The 17,495-nt window shown below is 45.8% G+C and carries 13 protein-coding genes; 2 read left to right on the top strand and 11 right to left on the bottom strand.

Annotated features, from left to right (window positions below; genetic code table 11):
- Window positions 1–25: 25 nt before the first annotated feature.
- Genes OB236_RS30170 through OB236_RS30160 form a run of 3 tightly spaced genes read right to left on the bottom strand, consistent with a single transcriptional unit; the run spans window position 26 to window position 2,332 of the window.
- The gene (locus OB236_RS30170) at window positions 26–841 is read right to left on the bottom strand and encodes a 6-carboxytetrahydropterin synthase (RefSeq protein WP_262687261.1); all 816 of its coding nucleotides are present in this window, start codon (window positions 839–841) and stop codon (window positions 26–28) included.
- A 43-nt stretch (window positions 842–884) separates the two neighbouring features.
- Entirely contained in the window at window positions 885–1,562 is a 678-nt protein-coding gene (locus tag OB236_RS30165; RefSeq protein WP_262687260.1) for an SDR family oxidoreductase, read from the bottom strand.
- A 17-nt stretch (window positions 1,563–1,579) separates the two neighbouring features.
- Window positions 1,580–2,332 carry an SDR family NAD(P)-dependent oxidoreductase gene (locus OB236_RS30160; RefSeq protein ID WP_262687259.1) on the bottom strand — a complete coding sequence of 251 codons (753 nt, stop codon included), beginning with the start codon at window positions 2,330–2,332 and terminating at the stop codon, window positions 1,580–1,582.
- 600 nt (window positions 2,333–2,932) lie between these two features.
- On the opposite strand from OB236_RS30160, the gene OB236_RS30155 reads away from it, so the two are divergent.
- Together OB236_RS30155 and OB236_RS30150 are read left to right on the top strand one after the other, a co-directional pair.
- On the top strand, window positions 2,933–4,804 hold the full coding sequence (locus OB236_RS30155; protein WP_262687258.1) for an exo-alpha-sialidase: 1,872 nt from the start codon (window positions 2,933–2,935) through the stop codon (window positions 4,802–4,804).
- A gap of 38 nt (window positions 4,805–4,842) precedes the next feature.
- Window positions 4,843–8,370, top strand: coding sequence for an Ig-like domain-containing protein (locus OB236_RS30150; protein ID WP_262687257.1), 3,528 nt, complete (start codon window positions 4,843–4,845; stop codon window positions 8,368–8,370).
- A 233-nt stretch (window positions 8,371–8,603) separates the two neighbouring features.
- Here the strand turns inward: OB236_RS30150 and OB236_RS30145 are convergent, their stop codons facing one another.
- The 8 genes from OB236_RS30145 to OB236_RS30110 all read right to left on the bottom strand — a co-directional run bounded on the left by OB236_RS30145 (window position 8,604) and on the right by OB236_RS30110 (window position 17,420).
- Window positions 8,604–10,127: a sensor histidine kinase gene (locus OB236_RS30145; protein ID WP_262687256.1), complete on the bottom strand. Its 1,524-nt coding sequence runs from the start codon at window positions 10,125–10,127 to the stop codon at window positions 8,604–8,606.
- Complete coding sequence (locus tag OB236_RS30140) at window positions 10,108–10,797, bottom strand: response regulator transcription factor (protein WP_262687255.1); 690 nt, start codon at window positions 10,795–10,797, stop codon at window positions 10,108–10,110. Before OB236_RS30140 ends, OB236_RS30145 begins: the two co-directional genes overlap by 20 nt.
- A gap of 174 nt (window positions 10,798–10,971) precedes the next feature.
- Window positions 10,972–11,970: a hypothetical protein gene (locus OB236_RS30135; protein WP_262687254.1), complete on the bottom strand. Its 999-nt coding sequence runs from the start codon at window positions 11,968–11,970 to the stop codon at window positions 10,972–10,974.
- Window positions 11,971–12,564: 594 nt separating this feature from the next.
- Window positions 12,565–13,395: a metallophosphoesterase family protein gene (locus tag OB236_RS30130; RefSeq protein WP_262687252.1), complete on the bottom strand. Its 831-nt coding sequence runs from the start codon at window positions 13,393–13,395 to the stop codon at window positions 12,565–12,567.
- 49 nt (window positions 13,396–13,444) lie between these two features.
- Window positions 13,445–14,491 carry an ABC transporter ATP-binding protein gene (locus OB236_RS30125; RefSeq protein ID WP_262687251.1) on the bottom strand — a complete coding sequence of 349 codons (1,047 nt, stop codon included), beginning with the start codon at window positions 14,489–14,491 and terminating at the stop codon, window positions 13,445–13,447.
- Between the two features lies 1 nt (window position 14,492).
- A complete protein-coding gene (locus OB236_RS30120) occupies window positions 14,493–15,353 on the bottom strand; it encodes an ABC transporter permease (RefSeq protein WP_083689593.1) in 861 nt (286 codons plus the stop codon).
- A complete protein-coding gene (locus OB236_RS30115) occupies window positions 15,350–16,192 on the bottom strand; it encodes an ABC transporter permease (protein WP_076234482.1) in 843 nt (280 codons plus the stop codon). The genes OB236_RS30120 and OB236_RS30115 overlap by 4 nt, the downstream gene beginning before the upstream one ends.
- Window positions 16,179–17,420 carry an extracellular solute-binding protein gene (locus OB236_RS30110; RefSeq protein WP_262687248.1) on the bottom strand — a complete coding sequence of 414 codons (1,242 nt, stop codon included), beginning with the start codon at window positions 17,418–17,420 and terminating at the stop codon, window positions 16,179–16,181. Before OB236_RS30110 ends, OB236_RS30115 begins: the two co-directional genes overlap by 14 nt.
- Window positions 17,421–17,495: the final 75 nt, after the last annotated feature.

Here is a 17,495-nt window from a genome sequence, read left to right as displayed (position 1 = left end):
CTCCCCAAATCATCCGATTTAACAATTAAATCTCATGCGTGAAGCATTCAAAGTAATTTTTCTCTGTCTCCCATAATCCTACCTTGTACAAGTTAGGAAGCTGCCCGGATAATAATTCATTAATCACCATAACTAATACATCGGAAGTTGGATTCATATCTTTAAGCTCTTCTACATCCAAATTAAGATGCTTATGGTCAAACTTTTGAATAATGACATCGTTTACAACGTTATCCAAATCTGAAAGGTTCATAACCATCCCTGTATGTGCATCAGGTTCACCCTTAACGGTTACGTCAAGATAATAATTGTGACCATGACCATATAAATTATTGCATTTGCCAAAGATGCGTTTATTTTCTTCATCACTTAACAAATCACTATGAAGGCGATGTGCAGCACAAAAATGATATTTTCTAGTCATAGACACCATGGAGTCCAACCCCTTCTCAGCTGATAAATAATGATTTTCATGTAAAACCAATTTATATAATTCACAATCCGGAAATTTATCTACGAGTGCATACCATAAATATTCAACGATTTTTTCCGTTGTCGGCACATGCTTTTGGAAATAGGGATGCTCATGATTTAGAAATTTACCATCAAACTCTTCTTCTATAAGTTTTTTAGTAACGGTATCAATATCGGTTATATTGACAACTATACCAGACTTGGTATCAAGGCTGCCTCTAATCATGACTTCCAAAACATAATTATGACCATGACCATTTTGATGGCTGCATAATCCAAAAACTCTTTGATTTTCCTCTTCACTCCAAGTCGAGACGCGATAGAAGTGAGCAGCGGAGAAATGCAACTTTCTACTTAAATAAATCATGTATGTGTCCCACCTCATCAAAGAATCGTTTAAACTCGGGGTATTATAGTACGCCTTTAGGCGGGGTCATTTCTATTCTGTCGATTCGGATATGTAAAGGTGTATTCGCAATAAAAGCAACCATACGCGCGACATCCTCGGTACTCAGCATATCTGCTTGTGAAAAACCTTCAACGTTTTTCCATAAATCGGTATAGGTAGCTCCCAAAATCAAATTTGTCGTCATCACCCGATCCTTGAACCATTCTTCTCCAAGTGATTCCCCTAATCCATTAAGAGCATGTTTAGACGAGGTATAGAGGGACGTATTCGGGAGAGGGCTTTTTGTCATAATGGACGAGATATTGATAATTCTCCCTCCGCCTTCCTTCATTAATGGAAATGATTTCTGTAAGCAAGAAATCGGTCCAAAGACGTTCGTTTGATAAACTTGCTCCCAATCATTTTTCTCAAATTCAGTAAAAGGTTTATTGATCATGACTCCAGCATTGTTGACAAGCACATCGAGTGAGCCGTGTTTTTCTTCGATGAACTTAAAGGCTTCGCTAATCGATTCCTCTTCTTGCAAATCCATCTCCAGATGAAACCGATTGTCACTGGTTGGTACACCGCCTCCGCGGCTTGCTGTATATGTAATAAATCCATTTTGGGCTAAGTCTGTACTAATGGCTTCGCCAATACCTCGTAATCCACCCGTTACCAATGCAATTTTTGTTTTCATGAAAATCTCCTTTAGTATTAAATGCCTGCATGAGCTGATAGTCCCCCATCAATAACAAAGGATGCACCATTGATCATCGATCCGGACGGTCCGGCTAAGTAATTAACCATATCGGCGATATCCTTCGTACCGACTATTGCTTTCACGGGTGACCTTTCCAGTACACGAGCCAGATGATCTGTCACCTGTTCCTCCTGAATGCCCATTTCCGTTTTTACATATCCCGGGCTAATGGCATTGCAAGTAATTCCATAAGGTCCCCACTCAGCCGCTATCGATTTAGTCAGGCCCAGAATGGCGTGTTTGCTGGTAGAATAGACGGCTGAATTGGCACCACCCCATACACCGAAGATCGATGATAAGTTAATGATCCTTCCGTATCCTTGCTCCTTCATCTGGGGCAGCACATATTTGGAAAATAAAAACATGCTTTTGACATTGGTGTTCATAATCCAATCCCATTCTTCTTCACTGACTTGATCAATTGCATGGTAGGGTCCGCCTACTCCCGCATTATTAACAAGGATGGAGGGGGTCCCCCATTGATCCTGAATCGCAGCCATAGTCTGTTTAATATCATGGCCGTTAGAAACATCACATTGTATAATCTCAGCCTGTCCCCCATTAGAGCGGATGTTGTCCACGATGGTTCTGGCCGGGTCCAAACTTTTGTTGACAATTAAAATGACAAAAAAGTTTTCTGACGCCAGCTTCTCGGTAATGGCCGCACCAATTCCGCGTCCTCCTCCAGTCACAACAGCTATTTGCATGGGGCTCCACTCCTATAATGATCACAAATTCATATCCTGCATAATTTTAACCCTTGTTATAATCTTCGACAAAAAATGAGATTAACCTTCAAACGTTTTCGCACAATTTTATTTTTATCGAGTTTACATCTCCTCCTCTAATTTACTTGATCCAAATCGAGCTGAATATAGGACCTGCGAGTTCAAATAGTCATATCTGGAAGTTCCATCCAGGACCAACGATACAACCCTATATAGGTCGTAAGTAACTTCAACATAATACGTGTATAAACAAGTAAAAATCAGTTATATTGTTAGAGTTTGTCGAATCAAATCGAGCAAAATGAATTGACATGAAAGCGCTTTTAAAATAGAATAAATCTATTGAAAAAACGTATTAGCTAATCGTATTAGCAACATCTGCTGAACCTGATTTTTACTTAATAGAAGCTTTGAATGGAACGGAATCCCGTTGATTTCAGGGCTTATTAAGAATACGCCGTCGCAATAGCCTCTCGGAATTAAAATGGGAATTGAAGGGGGTTGGGAACAGCTTGTCCACGGCATGGTCCAGTTCATATTGAATTAAGTAAACCTTTGAATGAAAGGAAGTTCAGCACAATGAAATGTAAACAGCGTTTTGTTCTCATGCTATGTTTTATGATGACTTTCAGCCTGATGATGTCCGCTATTGCATCTGCTGCTCCAACCGATCCCCTGCAAGGGATCACCAGAACGCAAATTTTCCCAGCTTCCAGCCCCATTGCAACCGAACATAACCATGGTTCCTCCATTGTAGAGCTGCATGATGGTACCTTGTTTATGGTTTTTTTTAGTGGCGACGGTGAAAGAGACGGTGATACCACCAAGATCATGGGAGCGAGGTCCAAAGATGGTGGGAAGACCTGGACGCCTCCTTTTGATGTGTATGATACTCACGATTTTCCTGATATTAATCCTGTCGTCTATGTGGACCAGCAGTCAAGACTATGGCTATTTTATAACGTCGTGCTCAATGGTCAATGGGTATCTGCACAGCCTAAATATATGTATGCCGATATTGGCAGCTATGAGTATACGAACCGCTCGGGAGGAAATCCCAAGTGGCATTATCCACAGACGATTTATATGAATGTTGGGGATGCCATGTCAGGAAAAGGCTCCTATTCAAACGGGCAGTGGACTTACAGGGTCAAAGGCTCAGAAATCAAATCATTAAGTCCGAGCCAAGTTACAGCAGCTACATACCTGGATCCATCCAAATATGTCGAGGTTACCTCGTGGTTTAACTCAAGTGATAAACGGTATGTGACCGACAGCTTTGTCGTCTCCATGAAACGGAAATATGAGCAATATATTCAATATTTGCAGACGAATAAGCCTTATGATGATGTGTACACAGGAAGAACCCAAGAAATTATTAACTCGCTGCAAAATGGGATTTATACAGTATCGGGTGCAACCTATTCCAAATACGAGCCCCCTATTATCCAAAAATCGATTGAGCGCGCTTCCGGTGCAGATAATGATATTAGCCCCTGGAATCCGACCTACAGCAGACTTGGCTGGGAAACCAAAAACAAGCCTATTGAAATTCAATACAATAATAAAACCCGATTGATACTCCCGTTATATTCCGATTCTTTGTCCAATTCCGTTGTTGTGTACACGGATAATCGCGGAGAAACCTGGCAAATAAGCGATGCTATCGTGGGGTCAGGTACCATTCAAGGATCGTTGATTCAGTTAAAAAATGATCATATTCGCGCCTATTTTAGAAGCGGTAAGCTGGATGGCAAAAACGGGCGGCTTGCCTGGCATACTACTTATTCAGAATCTAAAGACGGTGGAGCTACCTGGGGAGTGCCTGTTGTAGATCCATATCTGAAAAACGATGGAGGCTTCGAAGTGGCCAAGCTTCCGAATGGTGACTGGCTGGCAGCTACCAATCAAGAAACGAAGCGGGATGCTCAGCAAAGCGGTCATAGAAGCACCTACAGCTTGCTGCTGTCCAAGGATGAAGGACAGAGCTGGAAGTCCATCCTGATGGAATCTGACCCTACGACTAATGAAACCTACCAATATCCGGGAGTATTAGTCGATAAATTGGGCAATGCATTAATGACCTACTCACTGAGCTCGTCTTCTCCGAAGTTTGAGGTTATGGGTTTCGCAAGAACAGAAGCCCCTGAGATCGAGAAATTGTTTGGTTCCGTCATCAATGCTACCTATGGGGCGCAACAGCCTGTCATCAATAATAAGCTGAACCTTCCCGTAGTCGGTAATTCCAAGCAGTTGACCTTTACTTTAACTGTGGATGGCGATGTTAAAACAGATGGTGGAGTGACATGGAGCTCAGATGATACCTCTGTTGCAACAATAGACAGCGCAGGTAACGTAATCGCCAAGAAAACAGGCACGGCACTGATTACCGTTGTAAGCAGAAAATATGGAACTATCTATAAATGTCTCGTATCCGTTGGGACCTTATGACCCATTTCTGTGAAGTTAATTTCAAAGGGGTAATGATAATGAATAGAAGAATTACGCTGCTTTCACTACTTGTTGTATGTTTCATGCTAGCTGTAACAAGTATTCCCGTATATGCGGCTAATGCCGGCGTTCTGAAGGTTGAAGATGTGGTTACCAACATTTTCGATCCCGTGAAAGATAGTGGCGATACCGGCGATCATGTTCATGGCTCCAGTATTGTGGAACTGCCCAATGGAGAGCTGCTTTCGGTATGGTTTCAAGGCAACGGTGAGCGGGATGCGACAACGACAAGAATTATGGGAGCCCGATCATTAGATGGTGGGAAAACGTGGAAAACTCCGTTTGTCGTGGAAGATGCACAAGGGATAGCTGATATTAATCCTGTTGTTTATATGGATTCCGGAGAACGACTGTGGTTCTTTTGGTACCCTGTGCTCGCAGGCAAATGGTCGACCTCACAAACCCGATATGCGTATGCCGAAAAAGGAAGTTATGAGTATGATCAAATCGGTAACAAGAAGCCGGTATGGACTTTTTCCGAAGTGATTAATGTAAAAATAGGGATGAATATTGGGGATGTGGTTAATCCGAATAGCCCCGACGATTATATCAGTCCCCGATTGCAAAAAGGGTTCGTCAACACGCTAAAGGCAAAATTTGAAGAGCAAAAAGCATACATTTTTAAGCCCATTGAACAAGGCGGAGCTGGTGTAAGTCAAAGGGTGAAGGGTGCCGAGTTCGATGCGCTTGTAACAGAAGTGATGCAATTGTCTGGTGGGGACCCGAACAAATATTTATATGCTCCGACCGTGGCCGATTCGATCTGGAAAGGCCGCTCAGGATATCCTCTCGCTCGCCGTATTGGCTGGCAAACCAAGGATAAGCCTTATGTGATTCCACTTGATGGAGGCAAGGTGCGTATGATCTTGCCGTTATACTCCGATACCATGGAGACCAGCATCATGGCGATCACGGAATATAATCCCGCTCAACCGCTGGAGGACAATTCTATTCACTGGGAATTTAGCGAGCCCATTGTAGGCGTCGCCAACATTCAGGCTACGATGGCCCAAAGAAAGGACGGAACCTTGGTAGCCTATATGAGAGATAATGGTCCGCGACCTTATCGAGTATTGTATGCGGAATCCAAGGATGGCGGGTTTACTTGGACCATTGCCAAAGATGTCGCCGAGCTGCAGGACCCAGGCGTTGGCCACGATTTGCTTCAGCTGAAAAACGGCAATTGGGTGTTTGTCCATGTGGATACGGAATCAACCAGAAACACATTGGCTGTAGCGCTATCCGATGATGAAGGTAAAACCTGGAAATACAGAAGACATCTGGTTATCGATACGAGAGCGAATTTAGGAAGCTATCATTATCCTGCGGTGACACAAGGTAAGAATGGAGATATCCTCGTTACGTTTAGCCGTTTTTTTACGGGAGATGATCGTAACGCTTCAGGAGAATCCTTAGCTTCTTACAAAAATATTGTGTTCTCCAGATTGACCGAGGACTGGATTAAGCAAGGCGATTGGACAAATCCGGCTAACAAGCTTGTTCGCGAGTATGAGAGCATCGACCGTGACATTGCCGTCCCTGCCTCATTCAACATCAATACCGCTTCGGATAGTGCGATCAAGGCTATTCTGCCTTCCACTATTAAAGCTTACCTGACTTACGAGAAAGGTGCAGCGAATGCCACATTGCCTTATGTAGACCTGCCTGTTAATTGGGACCTGAATGCAGTAAAAACGAATTATAAGTTAAACACGTATATTAGTAATAATTTAAATGGCACGGTAGATGAAACCCGCTTACCTGCAGGAATTACAAGTGAGATGCTGCCCGTCTTTAAACCTTCACTAAAAGCGTATTTCTACAATGATAGCTCAGCCGTCGCAGCAACTGGCGTGTCATTGGATAACAATACGATTAGCTTGGTGAAAGGCCAATCTGCCATAGTTAAGGCTACCGTATCTCCAAACAACGCAAGTAACAAAACCGTACTGTGGAGTACCAGCGATGCTAATGTCGCTACAGTCAGTAATGGAATCGTAACGGCTTCAGGCAAAGGGACGGCTGTTATTACAGCGCAAACACTGGATGGCGGCTTGAAGGCAACAGCTACCGTAGAAGTTAAGATTGCCGCAGCAACCATCAACTTGGACCCGAGCGAACTCAGCTTATTTGCTGGACAGACAGCTGTCTTGAAGGCTACCGTATCTCCTGACGACACAAGCTCCAAAACCTTGGTATGGAGTACCAGTGATCCCAATGTCGCTACGGTTAACGACGGAACTGTGACAGCCGTGAACAAAGGAAATGCCATTATTACGGTACAAACAGTTGATGGCGCTATAAAGGCAACCGCTATCGTAGAAGTTAAAATCGCGGCAGTACAAATTTCCTTAGACCCAAGTGAAATCAGCTTATTTGCTGGACAGTCAGCTGTATTGAAGGCTACCGTATCTCCTGGCGATTCAAGCTCTACATCTTTGATCTGGAATACAAGCGATGCCAATGTCGCAACGGTTAGCGATGGAATCGTAACGGCTGTAGGCAAAGGATCCGCCGTTATTACGGTACAGACACTGGATGGCAGCATCAAGGCAACAACTGCCGTAGAAGTTAAAATCGCGGCAGCAAAAGTCTCCTTGGACCCAAGTGAGCTTAACCTACTTGCAGGCCAAACAGCTGTCTTGAAGGCTACCGTATCTCCTGACGATACAAGCTCTAAAGCCTTAATCTGGAGCACCAGCGATGCCACTGTCGCTACGGTTAGCGACGACGGAACTGTGACAGCCGTTAACAGAGGAAATGCCATTATTACAGCCGCGGCACAGGATGGTAGTCTGGCAGCGGGCACAGCTGTTGTAACCGTGCGGTATCGCAGCAACAGCAGCAGTGGCAGTAGTGGCAGTAGCAGCAGTCCGAGCGGAACCACTGTTGTAACAACGCCAACGGATACCCCAGCAGATGAAACCAAGCAGCCTGATCCAACAGCAAACCAACAGCCTATTTTCAAAGATTTGACCGGCTATTCATGGGCGCAAGAAGCTATCCAAGCTCTAGCGAGCAAAGGTATTGTGAATGGAACCTCGGATCAAACCTTCGATCCAGGCAAAAACATTTCGAGGGCCGATATCTTGACGATGCTGGTAAGAGCATTGGGTTTAAAAGCAGCGTTTACCTCCAACTTTGATGATGTCAAAAAAGACGATTATTTCTATGAAGCACTGGGGATATCGAAAGCTCTCGGGATTACAAACGGGGTTGGCGACAATAAATATCTTCCGAGTGAGGCTATTAGCAGACAAGATTTGATGGTACTTATTGCAAGAGCTTTAAACACGACTCAACATGTAATTGCAAAAGGAACGATCAACGATTTGCAAGCTTTTACAGATGCTTCAAGTATTGCCGATTACGCGGTCGAGAGTATCGCTTCGCTTGTAAAAGCAGGGATTATCGAAGGCAGCGACAATATGATTAATCCTAACGGCAAAGCAACAAGGGCAGAGGTGGCTGCCATCATATTTAGAATCCTGAATCATCTCAAATAACACTTATAGAGGTAGTTCAAAAAGTCCCCTTTGATCACGAGGTCTCACTGGAAGCCTACTCGGCATCGAATCTTGCATTCAGGATCGAAGTGCGGTGCTCATTTAGGTTTGCCTAAACTCTGCTCCTCCTTCTTCACCTTCTTGCAACATTCTCGGTGCTGAAAGGCGACATTTTGAACTCTTACTTATATTGCAGGGGCCGTCTTCAGAACAATCTGGAGACGGCCCCTTATTTATTCCGAAGCCCGAGGAAGCAAGAGCTGAAACGTCGTTCCCTGCGATGAGCTGTCCTTGAGGATCAGCTTACCGTCCATCGCAGTCGCCAGCATCTGACTTATCGTAAGCCCTAGGCCCAAACCGCGCACTGCAAGCTTTTTGTTAGATCCTCGGTAGTATCGTTCATAAATGTTGACTTGCTCGTCGGCCGGTATGCCAGAACCGTTATCCGCTACCTGAACCTCATACATCGCGCTCGAATATTCCTGTAAGGAGACCGAAATGATACAATGCCCTTTGGCTGCTTGCCAGCTGTTATTTAGCAGATTAACAATAATTTGTTGAATACGTCCGGCATCACCACGGGAAATCAGCTCACGATTGGGTATATCGAACCGTATTTCCAGATCGTCTTCTTGGTGGATCAGGCTCCATTGATATACGATTTCTCCCAACAGCTTGCCCAGATCGATGGCTTCCGATTGATTACGTACATGACCGGATGCAAAAGCATTGAAATCCAGCAAGTCCGATACCATCCGTTCCAAGCGCTGCGTTTCTTTTAGCGAAATATCGAGAAATTCATCCGCCTCGTCTGCGGTTACGACTTGATCTTGAATCGCACGCAATAAACCTCGTATCGAGGTAACCGGTGTTCTCAGCTCATGAGTTACCCCGGCCAGCAGCTCTGTGCGCAAATGCTCCAATTGCTCCAGCCTTGCAGCCATAGCATTAAAGTAGACCAGGAGCTCGTGAATCTCCTGCTCCTTAACGTTGTCCTGCAGCATCAACGTGTAATTTCCCGATTGGATTTGTTTAAATGCATTCACAACCGCATATATGGGTTGTGATAATTTACGCAGCAGCAAATAAAGGATGAGCCAGCCGAGCAGTCCTGATATGAGGAGCAGAGAGGTGATCAATCCATACTGCTGGCTAATATCGGTTAGCTCTATCTTGGCATAAGAAACGGCGATCGATCCAATAACCGAATTCGATCTGTAGATAGGGGTAACAATCGTATATTGGTTGCCGATATTGCTCACAATGACCCGGTCTACAAGTGGCGGTGGAGATGGAAAAGCCGGATCAGCTCCAGAAGCTCCTGGCATATTGTTCGGGGTGTTTGAGGGTGCAGCCGGTTGCCCCGTATTAGGCATGGGGGGTGGGGGCGGCGGATTCCCGCCTTCTTGAGCGGGTGGTCCCGCATCGAGAGGTGCAGATTTATAGAACAATGCACTGCCCGATTGGTTGAATACCGTTAAACCGAATTGTCCGGGAAGCTTGTATTTTCTTTGGTTCAGATCAATCCACTTATAGAACTGCTCGGGTATGACAATTTGCCCGTTATCGCTTGTAACATAATCCGCTGCCTGTTGTGAAAAGCTCTGGATATTGTCCAATCGACTGGTCAGAGCTTCATGCTGAAGCCACAAAACCGATGCGACTCCAATGATGAGCAAACCGATAAATAAAGTCAGAACATAACGCAGCGTCCAGTATCGGAGCAGCGTGCTTCGTTTAGGTTGTCTGGTTGGCATAGAACTGGTACCCCGTTCCCCGCAGTGTCCGAATTTCACCTTCTTCCGGAGACATATGAAGCAGCGCCTGTCGCAGACGTTTGATGGCGTGATCCACCGCGCGGTCGCTCCCCTCGTAGTCCATCCCCCATACTCGTTCGATGAGCTGCTCACGACTAAAGATTTGGTTCGGATGCTCCGCTAGAAAAAGCAGCACCGCCAAGTCCTTGGGCGTCAGTGACAAGCTTACTCCGTTCAAATAGACAGTTCGCGACTTGAAATGGATTCTCAGACTGCCGTAATGCTTCTGATCCTCTGCAATCAAGGCATGTGAAGGTCTGCGCAGCACAGCGTGGATTCTGGCTACGACTTCTTCCGGCTCAAACGGCTTCGTCATATAATCGTCGGCTCCGCTGTTCAACCCGGCAAGGCGATCACCTATGTCACCTCTGGCCGTTAACATAATGACAGGACAAGCGTTACGGCTTCGCACCTCGCGAAGCACCTCCCATCCGTCCATTCCCGGCAGCATCACATCCAGTAAGATCAGTACAGGCTGAACGGTTCCAAGCTGTTCGACTGCCTCATCGCCCCGACTGCAGACGACACAATCATAACCTGCCTTTTTTATATAAGCAGACAGCACCCGAGAAATGGCGGGCTCATCTTCCACAATCATGATGGTTTTCATAGCAAAACTCCTTCTACCGTGAGAGTCATGAAGCAACTCTGTCTTTGAATATTTTAACACAAAAGGCCGATTGCAAGAGCTATAAATCGCAGCTTATTGACATTATGGAATAAGGTTCATGTCATCCATGATGGCAAGAACCTTATTCCATATCCAAGCTTTCTTATTGCACAACTATTGAATGGTGATAGCTGAAATACTTCCATTTGTTGTGAAATCCTTGGTGTACGATAAAGTAGCGGTTGCCGTTATTTTACCATTCGGTCCCATTACGGTGATCGTTGGATTTGAAGAATAGCCTGATCCCGGATTCGTAATCGTCACACCGGTCACAACACCGTCTGTTACATTAACCGTTGCTGTCGCTTGAGTCTTTGGCCATGTTCCGCCATTTCTACCGTTATAGCGATAATAGTTGGATACCTCATCCAATCGCTCATTGGTAATCCCATAGGGAGCCAGTACTTTAAGCAGAGCTGCCTTATTTCGTTGAGCTTCATCGTCAGTTGGACCCCTATCCAATCCAGCAGGCGTCACGCCGCTGAATGCTTCTCTGAACACCTCTGTTGGAACCCCAAGAGCCGCAGCTATAAGCACAACCGGTCTACCTTTGTCCTGTGGATCTGTACTAAATCCCCCTGATATAACGACTGAATTCGCGGTTTGTTCAGGATTACTGCCATCGACTACAGGAGCTGGCTTATTTCCGCCAGCCGGGTCTGCTGGACCCTGTGTTCCTGGTGCTTCACCACGCTCTGGTCGCGGGGCTGGTTTCTCCTTACCAGGCTCAGCCGGTGTATTATTTGGTTTGTTGGATGCGTGACCTTTACCTTTGGGACGTGGAGGCGGTGTCAGTCCAAGCTCATGGACTTTATCACGATCCTTGTCGCCGATAGCTTTTACGATGTCCTTTAATTCCAAACCTTCCGTATTTATAGCCAAATCTGCTGCGGTTTTCAGGATCGCTTCGGATTGGCCAGCCAACTGCTGCTGATAGGCTTCCAGAGCCTCATTGTTAGCAGGGGAAGCACCTTCTTGGTGATGAGCGGAAGGCGGTGGCGGTGGTGGTGTAGACGCATTATCGGCATTATCCTTGGCTACTACCACGGCCCCACAAAAAATCGTCAGAGCCAGTGAGCTGATGAGTCCTATACTAATCATTGATTTTTTCATTGAATTCGCTCCTCTTTTTTTGAAATTGTTTCTTACAACTTCAATATAAAGGGCTAATGTGGCAGCAAGATGGTAGAAACCACATAATCGCATATATTTTATAAGAAAACCTCTATCGAGGCCTTTCAAAGATGAGCGACCGCGGTTCAGAGGTAGGTTTTCTTGAAACATAAGAATCCTTCAGCTCCGCTGAAAACTTAGAAATTCTTATGTTATAAGAAAACCTCTATCGAGGCCTTTCAAAGATGAGCAACCGCGGTTCAGAGGTAGGTTTTCTTGAAACATATGAAAAGCTTCTGATCGAAGTCTATTCGGTGAAGATACATCCGTGTTTTATATGTAGCTTTTCTTGCGAGATAAGAATCGTTCAGCTTCGCTGAAAACTTATACATTCTTATCTCTTAAGAAAAGCTTCTGATCGAAGTCTATTCGGTGAAGATACATTCGTGTCTAATAGGTTGCTTTTCTTGCAATATCAGAATATTCAGCTCTGCTGAAAACTTAGAAATTCTGATAGTATAATTGGCAAAAAACATGCATTGCTGCATGTCTTCTCATTTTATTATGGTTCTGAATGCACACCCTGCATGGAAATCAGTTATCGCTGAATACAACGCGTAGATACCCGTCCGCTTCTTCACCATATGCCTCCAGCACAGGAGTCAAGCCAGGTATCTTCGTAATAAAAAGCCCAATATGATCGGCTAAATCGGTCTGGTCAATCGTAATCAGCTCAATATGGATCTCTTTTTCATTAAGCTCAACTCTCCGATAAGCAGGGACATCCAGGCAGGCCGCGGTCTGAATAAAATACCACCCCTCCTGCCGCACGATCGAATTCACATGGTTATGTCCACAAAAATAGAAGCCGGGACCTTGTTTCTTATTCAGGACCTCTATCATATTCACTTGCGGATCAATCGACATCTTCTCCTCGGTTGATCGCGCAGTTGTGCCATATACGGGATGGTGAGCAAACACAAGCACAGGTTTATTTCCTGACTCTTCGAGCTTGGCTTGCAGCCACTCCAGCTGTTCCGTATCTATTTCTCCGCCCCAATCATCCCGGTTCATTTCTTTCGTCGTGTCCAGAAACAGCAGCAGAGCCTCTTCACTATCAATGGCATGGTATCGCTGCTGCTTGGTAATCGCCACAACCTCAGCTTTGGGCAGCAAATAAGTGTCATGGTTGCCAAGTACATGGATAAGGCTGCGTCCAGCGTTGTTAATCCGATTGAATACATAGTCAAACTCTTCAGACATTCCTTCATGCGTTAGGTCACCTATGGAAATATGGAACTGTGCATCCTCTCGTACGAAATGTTCGAGTATGTCCGCATATACCTTATCTCTGGCCTCCAGCATTTCCACAGTACCATTTTCCATGAAACAATAATGCAAGTCACCCATCACATTCAATCGCATACATATCAAACCTCCTCTAATACAAGGTATGCATCAGCTAGAAGTACCCCTATAAGTCAAACCAATAAGACTTCACTTGAGGGATCTTCACGAAACAAGGACCTGCTTGAAGAAAAGCATCATCATCAACAAATATCGGTTGGCCTTCAATCTCTACCATATAACGGTAATAGGAGCCCATAAACAGATGATGGCAAATTACGCCTTCCATTACATAATACTCATCCTGTTCCCATACCTGCTGCTTGCTTTCTCCTGCCTGTTGGGCTTGCCGTGCCTTGGGTTCGTGCTGCTCCGCATCAACGATTGGTTCAATCCTCGCTTCGCCAGAGCGAATGACAACTTTTTGCACCCTGCCTTGATGATACAGCGAAAGCGTGTGACTTTCACCTAGAAATTGAGCCGTAAAATAAGTTGAGGGCTGCCGGTAAATCTCCTCCGGTGTACCCGCTTGCTCTACCCGACCCTCGTTCATCACAATAACGTAGTCCGCCATCGATAAGGCTTCTTCCTGGTCATGAGTGACATAGACCGCTGTAATGCCAAAAGATTGCTGAATGCTCCGTATGCCGACCCGAAGCCTCTGACGAACCTTCGCATCTAGGTTGGATAACGGTTCATCCAGCAACAGTACCTCAGGCTGAACGACCAGAGCCCGGGCCAAAGCAATTCGCTGCTGCTGTCCACCGGAATATTGCTGCGGATACCTGGCAGCCACGTCCGACGTATCGATCTCTACCCTCTCCAGCACCTCACGCACCCGGGTTTCGCGATCCTGCTTGGTTACCTTTTGCAGCTTAAGACCGTAGGCGACATTATCGAACACGCTCATATGCGGCCAAAGGGCATAATGCTGGAAAACCATGGCCGCCTTCCTCTGCTGAGGTGTAGTATGGGTCACATCTCGGGAGCCAAATAAAATACGGCCCTCATCTGCCGATAAGAATCCGGCAAGCGTCCTTAATAACGTCGTTTTCCCACAGCCGCTTGGCCCAACGATGGCCGTTAGTCCTCCAACAGGCAGCTGCAGGTTGATGTCAGTAATCCCCCTCTTTTTACCGTACCGCTTATTCAAGCCTTGAATGGTAATGCCCATCTTAAACCCTCCCGAATGCAGCCAAATATTCTGAACGCATAAACCGCTGTAGAACAAACAACAACACGATTCCCGGCACCATCAGCAGCACCGAAGTTACTGATGCCACCTGCATCTCGTAGCCATTCGCAGCATTATACATGAAGACAGGCATCGTAATATGAAAAGGCGCGCCAATTAACAAGCTGCCCGTAAATTCGTCCAACGAATACAAAAAAACCAATAAGGAGCCCGCGATGATTCCTGGAGCCGCCATCGGCAGCACCACATGAAAAAACGTGTACACTTTTCCGCCACCCAGCATATAGGAGGCCTCTTCCATCGATTCTGCAACAGATTGGAATACGGATACCAATGTCCATACGGAAAATACGATCGCACCGACCAGATGAATCAGAATCAGACCGGACAGCGTACCAACAAGATCATAACGATACATAATAACCATCGCATTCGTGAACACCGGAAGCTGAGGAAACGCCTGCGGCAGTAAAAACAGCAATAGGATGAAATGCTTTAACGGAAGCCGATTACGAGCAATCAGATACGATAACGGTACGGTTAGCACCAGACAGATCAGGGTAACGCTAATCGCAATAACAAAGCTTAAGCCCAGCGAGGAGAGCATTTTACCCTCGAATACTTGGTGCCAATATTTGAAACCCCAAGCGCTCGGGAACGGGTGAGGCCAGAACCACTTTTCTGCGACTGACCATAGAATAAGGCTGGATAGAGGACCAAAAATGAAAAATATCGACACCGCATAAATCAACAGACGGCGTGTCATACGGGCAAAAGGTGCTTTTCGGTCTGTCAGACCCAGCGAACCGTTAGAAGCCGCTACCGAAATGGACTTGTTCATTTCTTCGACAACCCCTTTAAATAATAAATGGCAGCTCCCATAGAAGCCACGTAGGTAAGGACACCAATTGCATTCGCCAAGCCGTAATTATGCTGATAGACGCTTTGATGGTACAAATCCATCATCAGCATTTGCTGGCCCCCCGCGTTGCCCAGCATCGCAGGTATCGAAAAGCAGCCGAGCATGGAGGTAAAGGTCAGCACCGCCATAACTCCGATACTGCTCTTATTCATCGGTACGAGAAAATGCCAGATCAGCCTAAGCTTGCCCGCTCCCATTCCTTTAGCTGCTTCCAGCATGCCTTCATTTACGGAGCGAAAGCCGCCAAGCACTAAAAGCAATGCCAAACCGAGGTTTTTCCAAACCAAAGCGGCGATGAGACCCAGCGTAGTAAAAGCAAAGGATGGCAGCATATCCGGATTAAACAAGCCTGTTACCGCAATCGCTGAATTGAGCGTACCGTGCGGCGCCAGAAATACACGCATCGCATGCCCGACAACAACGAACGGGACAAATAATGGAATTTTGAATATAAATTCCAGTACAGGATAAGCACCCAATCGCAAAAAGCCGCCGATCATCGCAGAAATTCCGATTAATAAAGCAAGACTCGCCAGACAAACCCATAAGGTAAATACCAAATCGCCGCCATATAAGGTGAAAGCCTCGACATAATTGGCAAATGTCCAGACATCTTCCTGTGAGCGCAAGCTGGAAATAAAGGAAAGCACAAACGGATATACAAAAAGCAGCGCGACAACGGCAATAGCAGGAGTGGCGAGTCCCACTCCTGCTGTTTTATGCCAGAAGACAAGGGAAGGAGAATTAGTTTTTCTCATATGCGGTTTTCAGATGATCAAAATAAGTGTTTATCGGGAACGACTGGCCTCGCTTGTTCAGGTCATCTGCTGTAATATCCTTGAACAGTTTTTTCTTGCCCGCTTCACTCACCTTTGGAAGTATGGCGGATGCGTCAATACCCGGGTACCAGCTATTTTTCTCCACGATCACTTTGGTTTGAATCTCAGGGGAAGTCAGCAGATCGGCATACAGGATAGCCGCCTCTTTATTTTTAGCATTTTTGGGAATAACCACGTACATCGGTTGACCAGGCATGCCGGGATCGACGATTTTCAAACCATAATTGGGATTCATACGGCCTTCATCCACCCAGAGGTTGAACATATCCACCCACACGGGTCCCATATCGATTTCGCCGCGGTTCAGCATATCCAGTGTCCCATTATTACCATTCGTATAGGTAACAGGAAGTGCTTTAAGCTCTTTCATAATAGCTGGCCACTTTTGCTCCAATGCTGCATCGAATGGGCCTTGAGTCAATGCTTTGTAATCGCCTGATTTCCAATATGTATAAGCGGTGGCAAAAGCAACTCCGCTAGCCCCGTTTTGGATGCCGTTATATCCGAAGCGTTTGGGATTCGCTTTGATCCACGCGGTAAGCTCTTCAAAATTATCGGGGAATTGTTTGACTTTATCGGGGTTATAGGCAAAGGCAACCTGACTGTGGAACAGCGGAATGACATAACCCTCCACATTGGTGCCCAGGCTGTTCTTGCTATCGGGGGAAACTACGAATTCCTTGTTAGCTGATTGCGGCACCCATTTCTCCAAAAGATTATTATCGATTAATTGCTGCATGCCGCTTTGATGTACAATCGCGAGATCGATATCCCACTCCGTCTTCCCGGCATCTTTTTGCGCCTTTAATTTCTCAAATATTTTTTGGGTACCGCCATCTCCTGCTCCTGAATTGACAACGCGAACCTGAGAACCGGCATATTTCTTTTGAAACTCGCCGACTACATTCTTTTCCTGCAGATCGGTCATGTTCGTATCGCCGGCTGTTGCCAGATTGATTTCATATTTCTTCGGTGCAGCCGCAGCAGGAGCTGCTGTATTCGTTCCATTCGTGACAGCAGGAGCACCACTCGGAGCCGTATTCGTTCCATTAGCAGGAGTGCCAGTTGCAGTAGTATTCGATCCGCAGCCTGCCGTCACGATCGCCGTGAACGTCAGTGCGCACAGCACGTTCATTATTTTCTTCATATTCCCCACCCTTTTCGGATTTTTGAAGCTGCTGTCTAGACATCTTCAATTCTTATTATAGGGAGGACTTGTTAA

The organism is Paenibacillus baimaensis, from assembly GCF_025567575.1.
The sequence above is the reverse complement of the archived record's forward strand: the minus strand, read 5'-3'. Positions and strand labels throughout refer to the sequence as shown.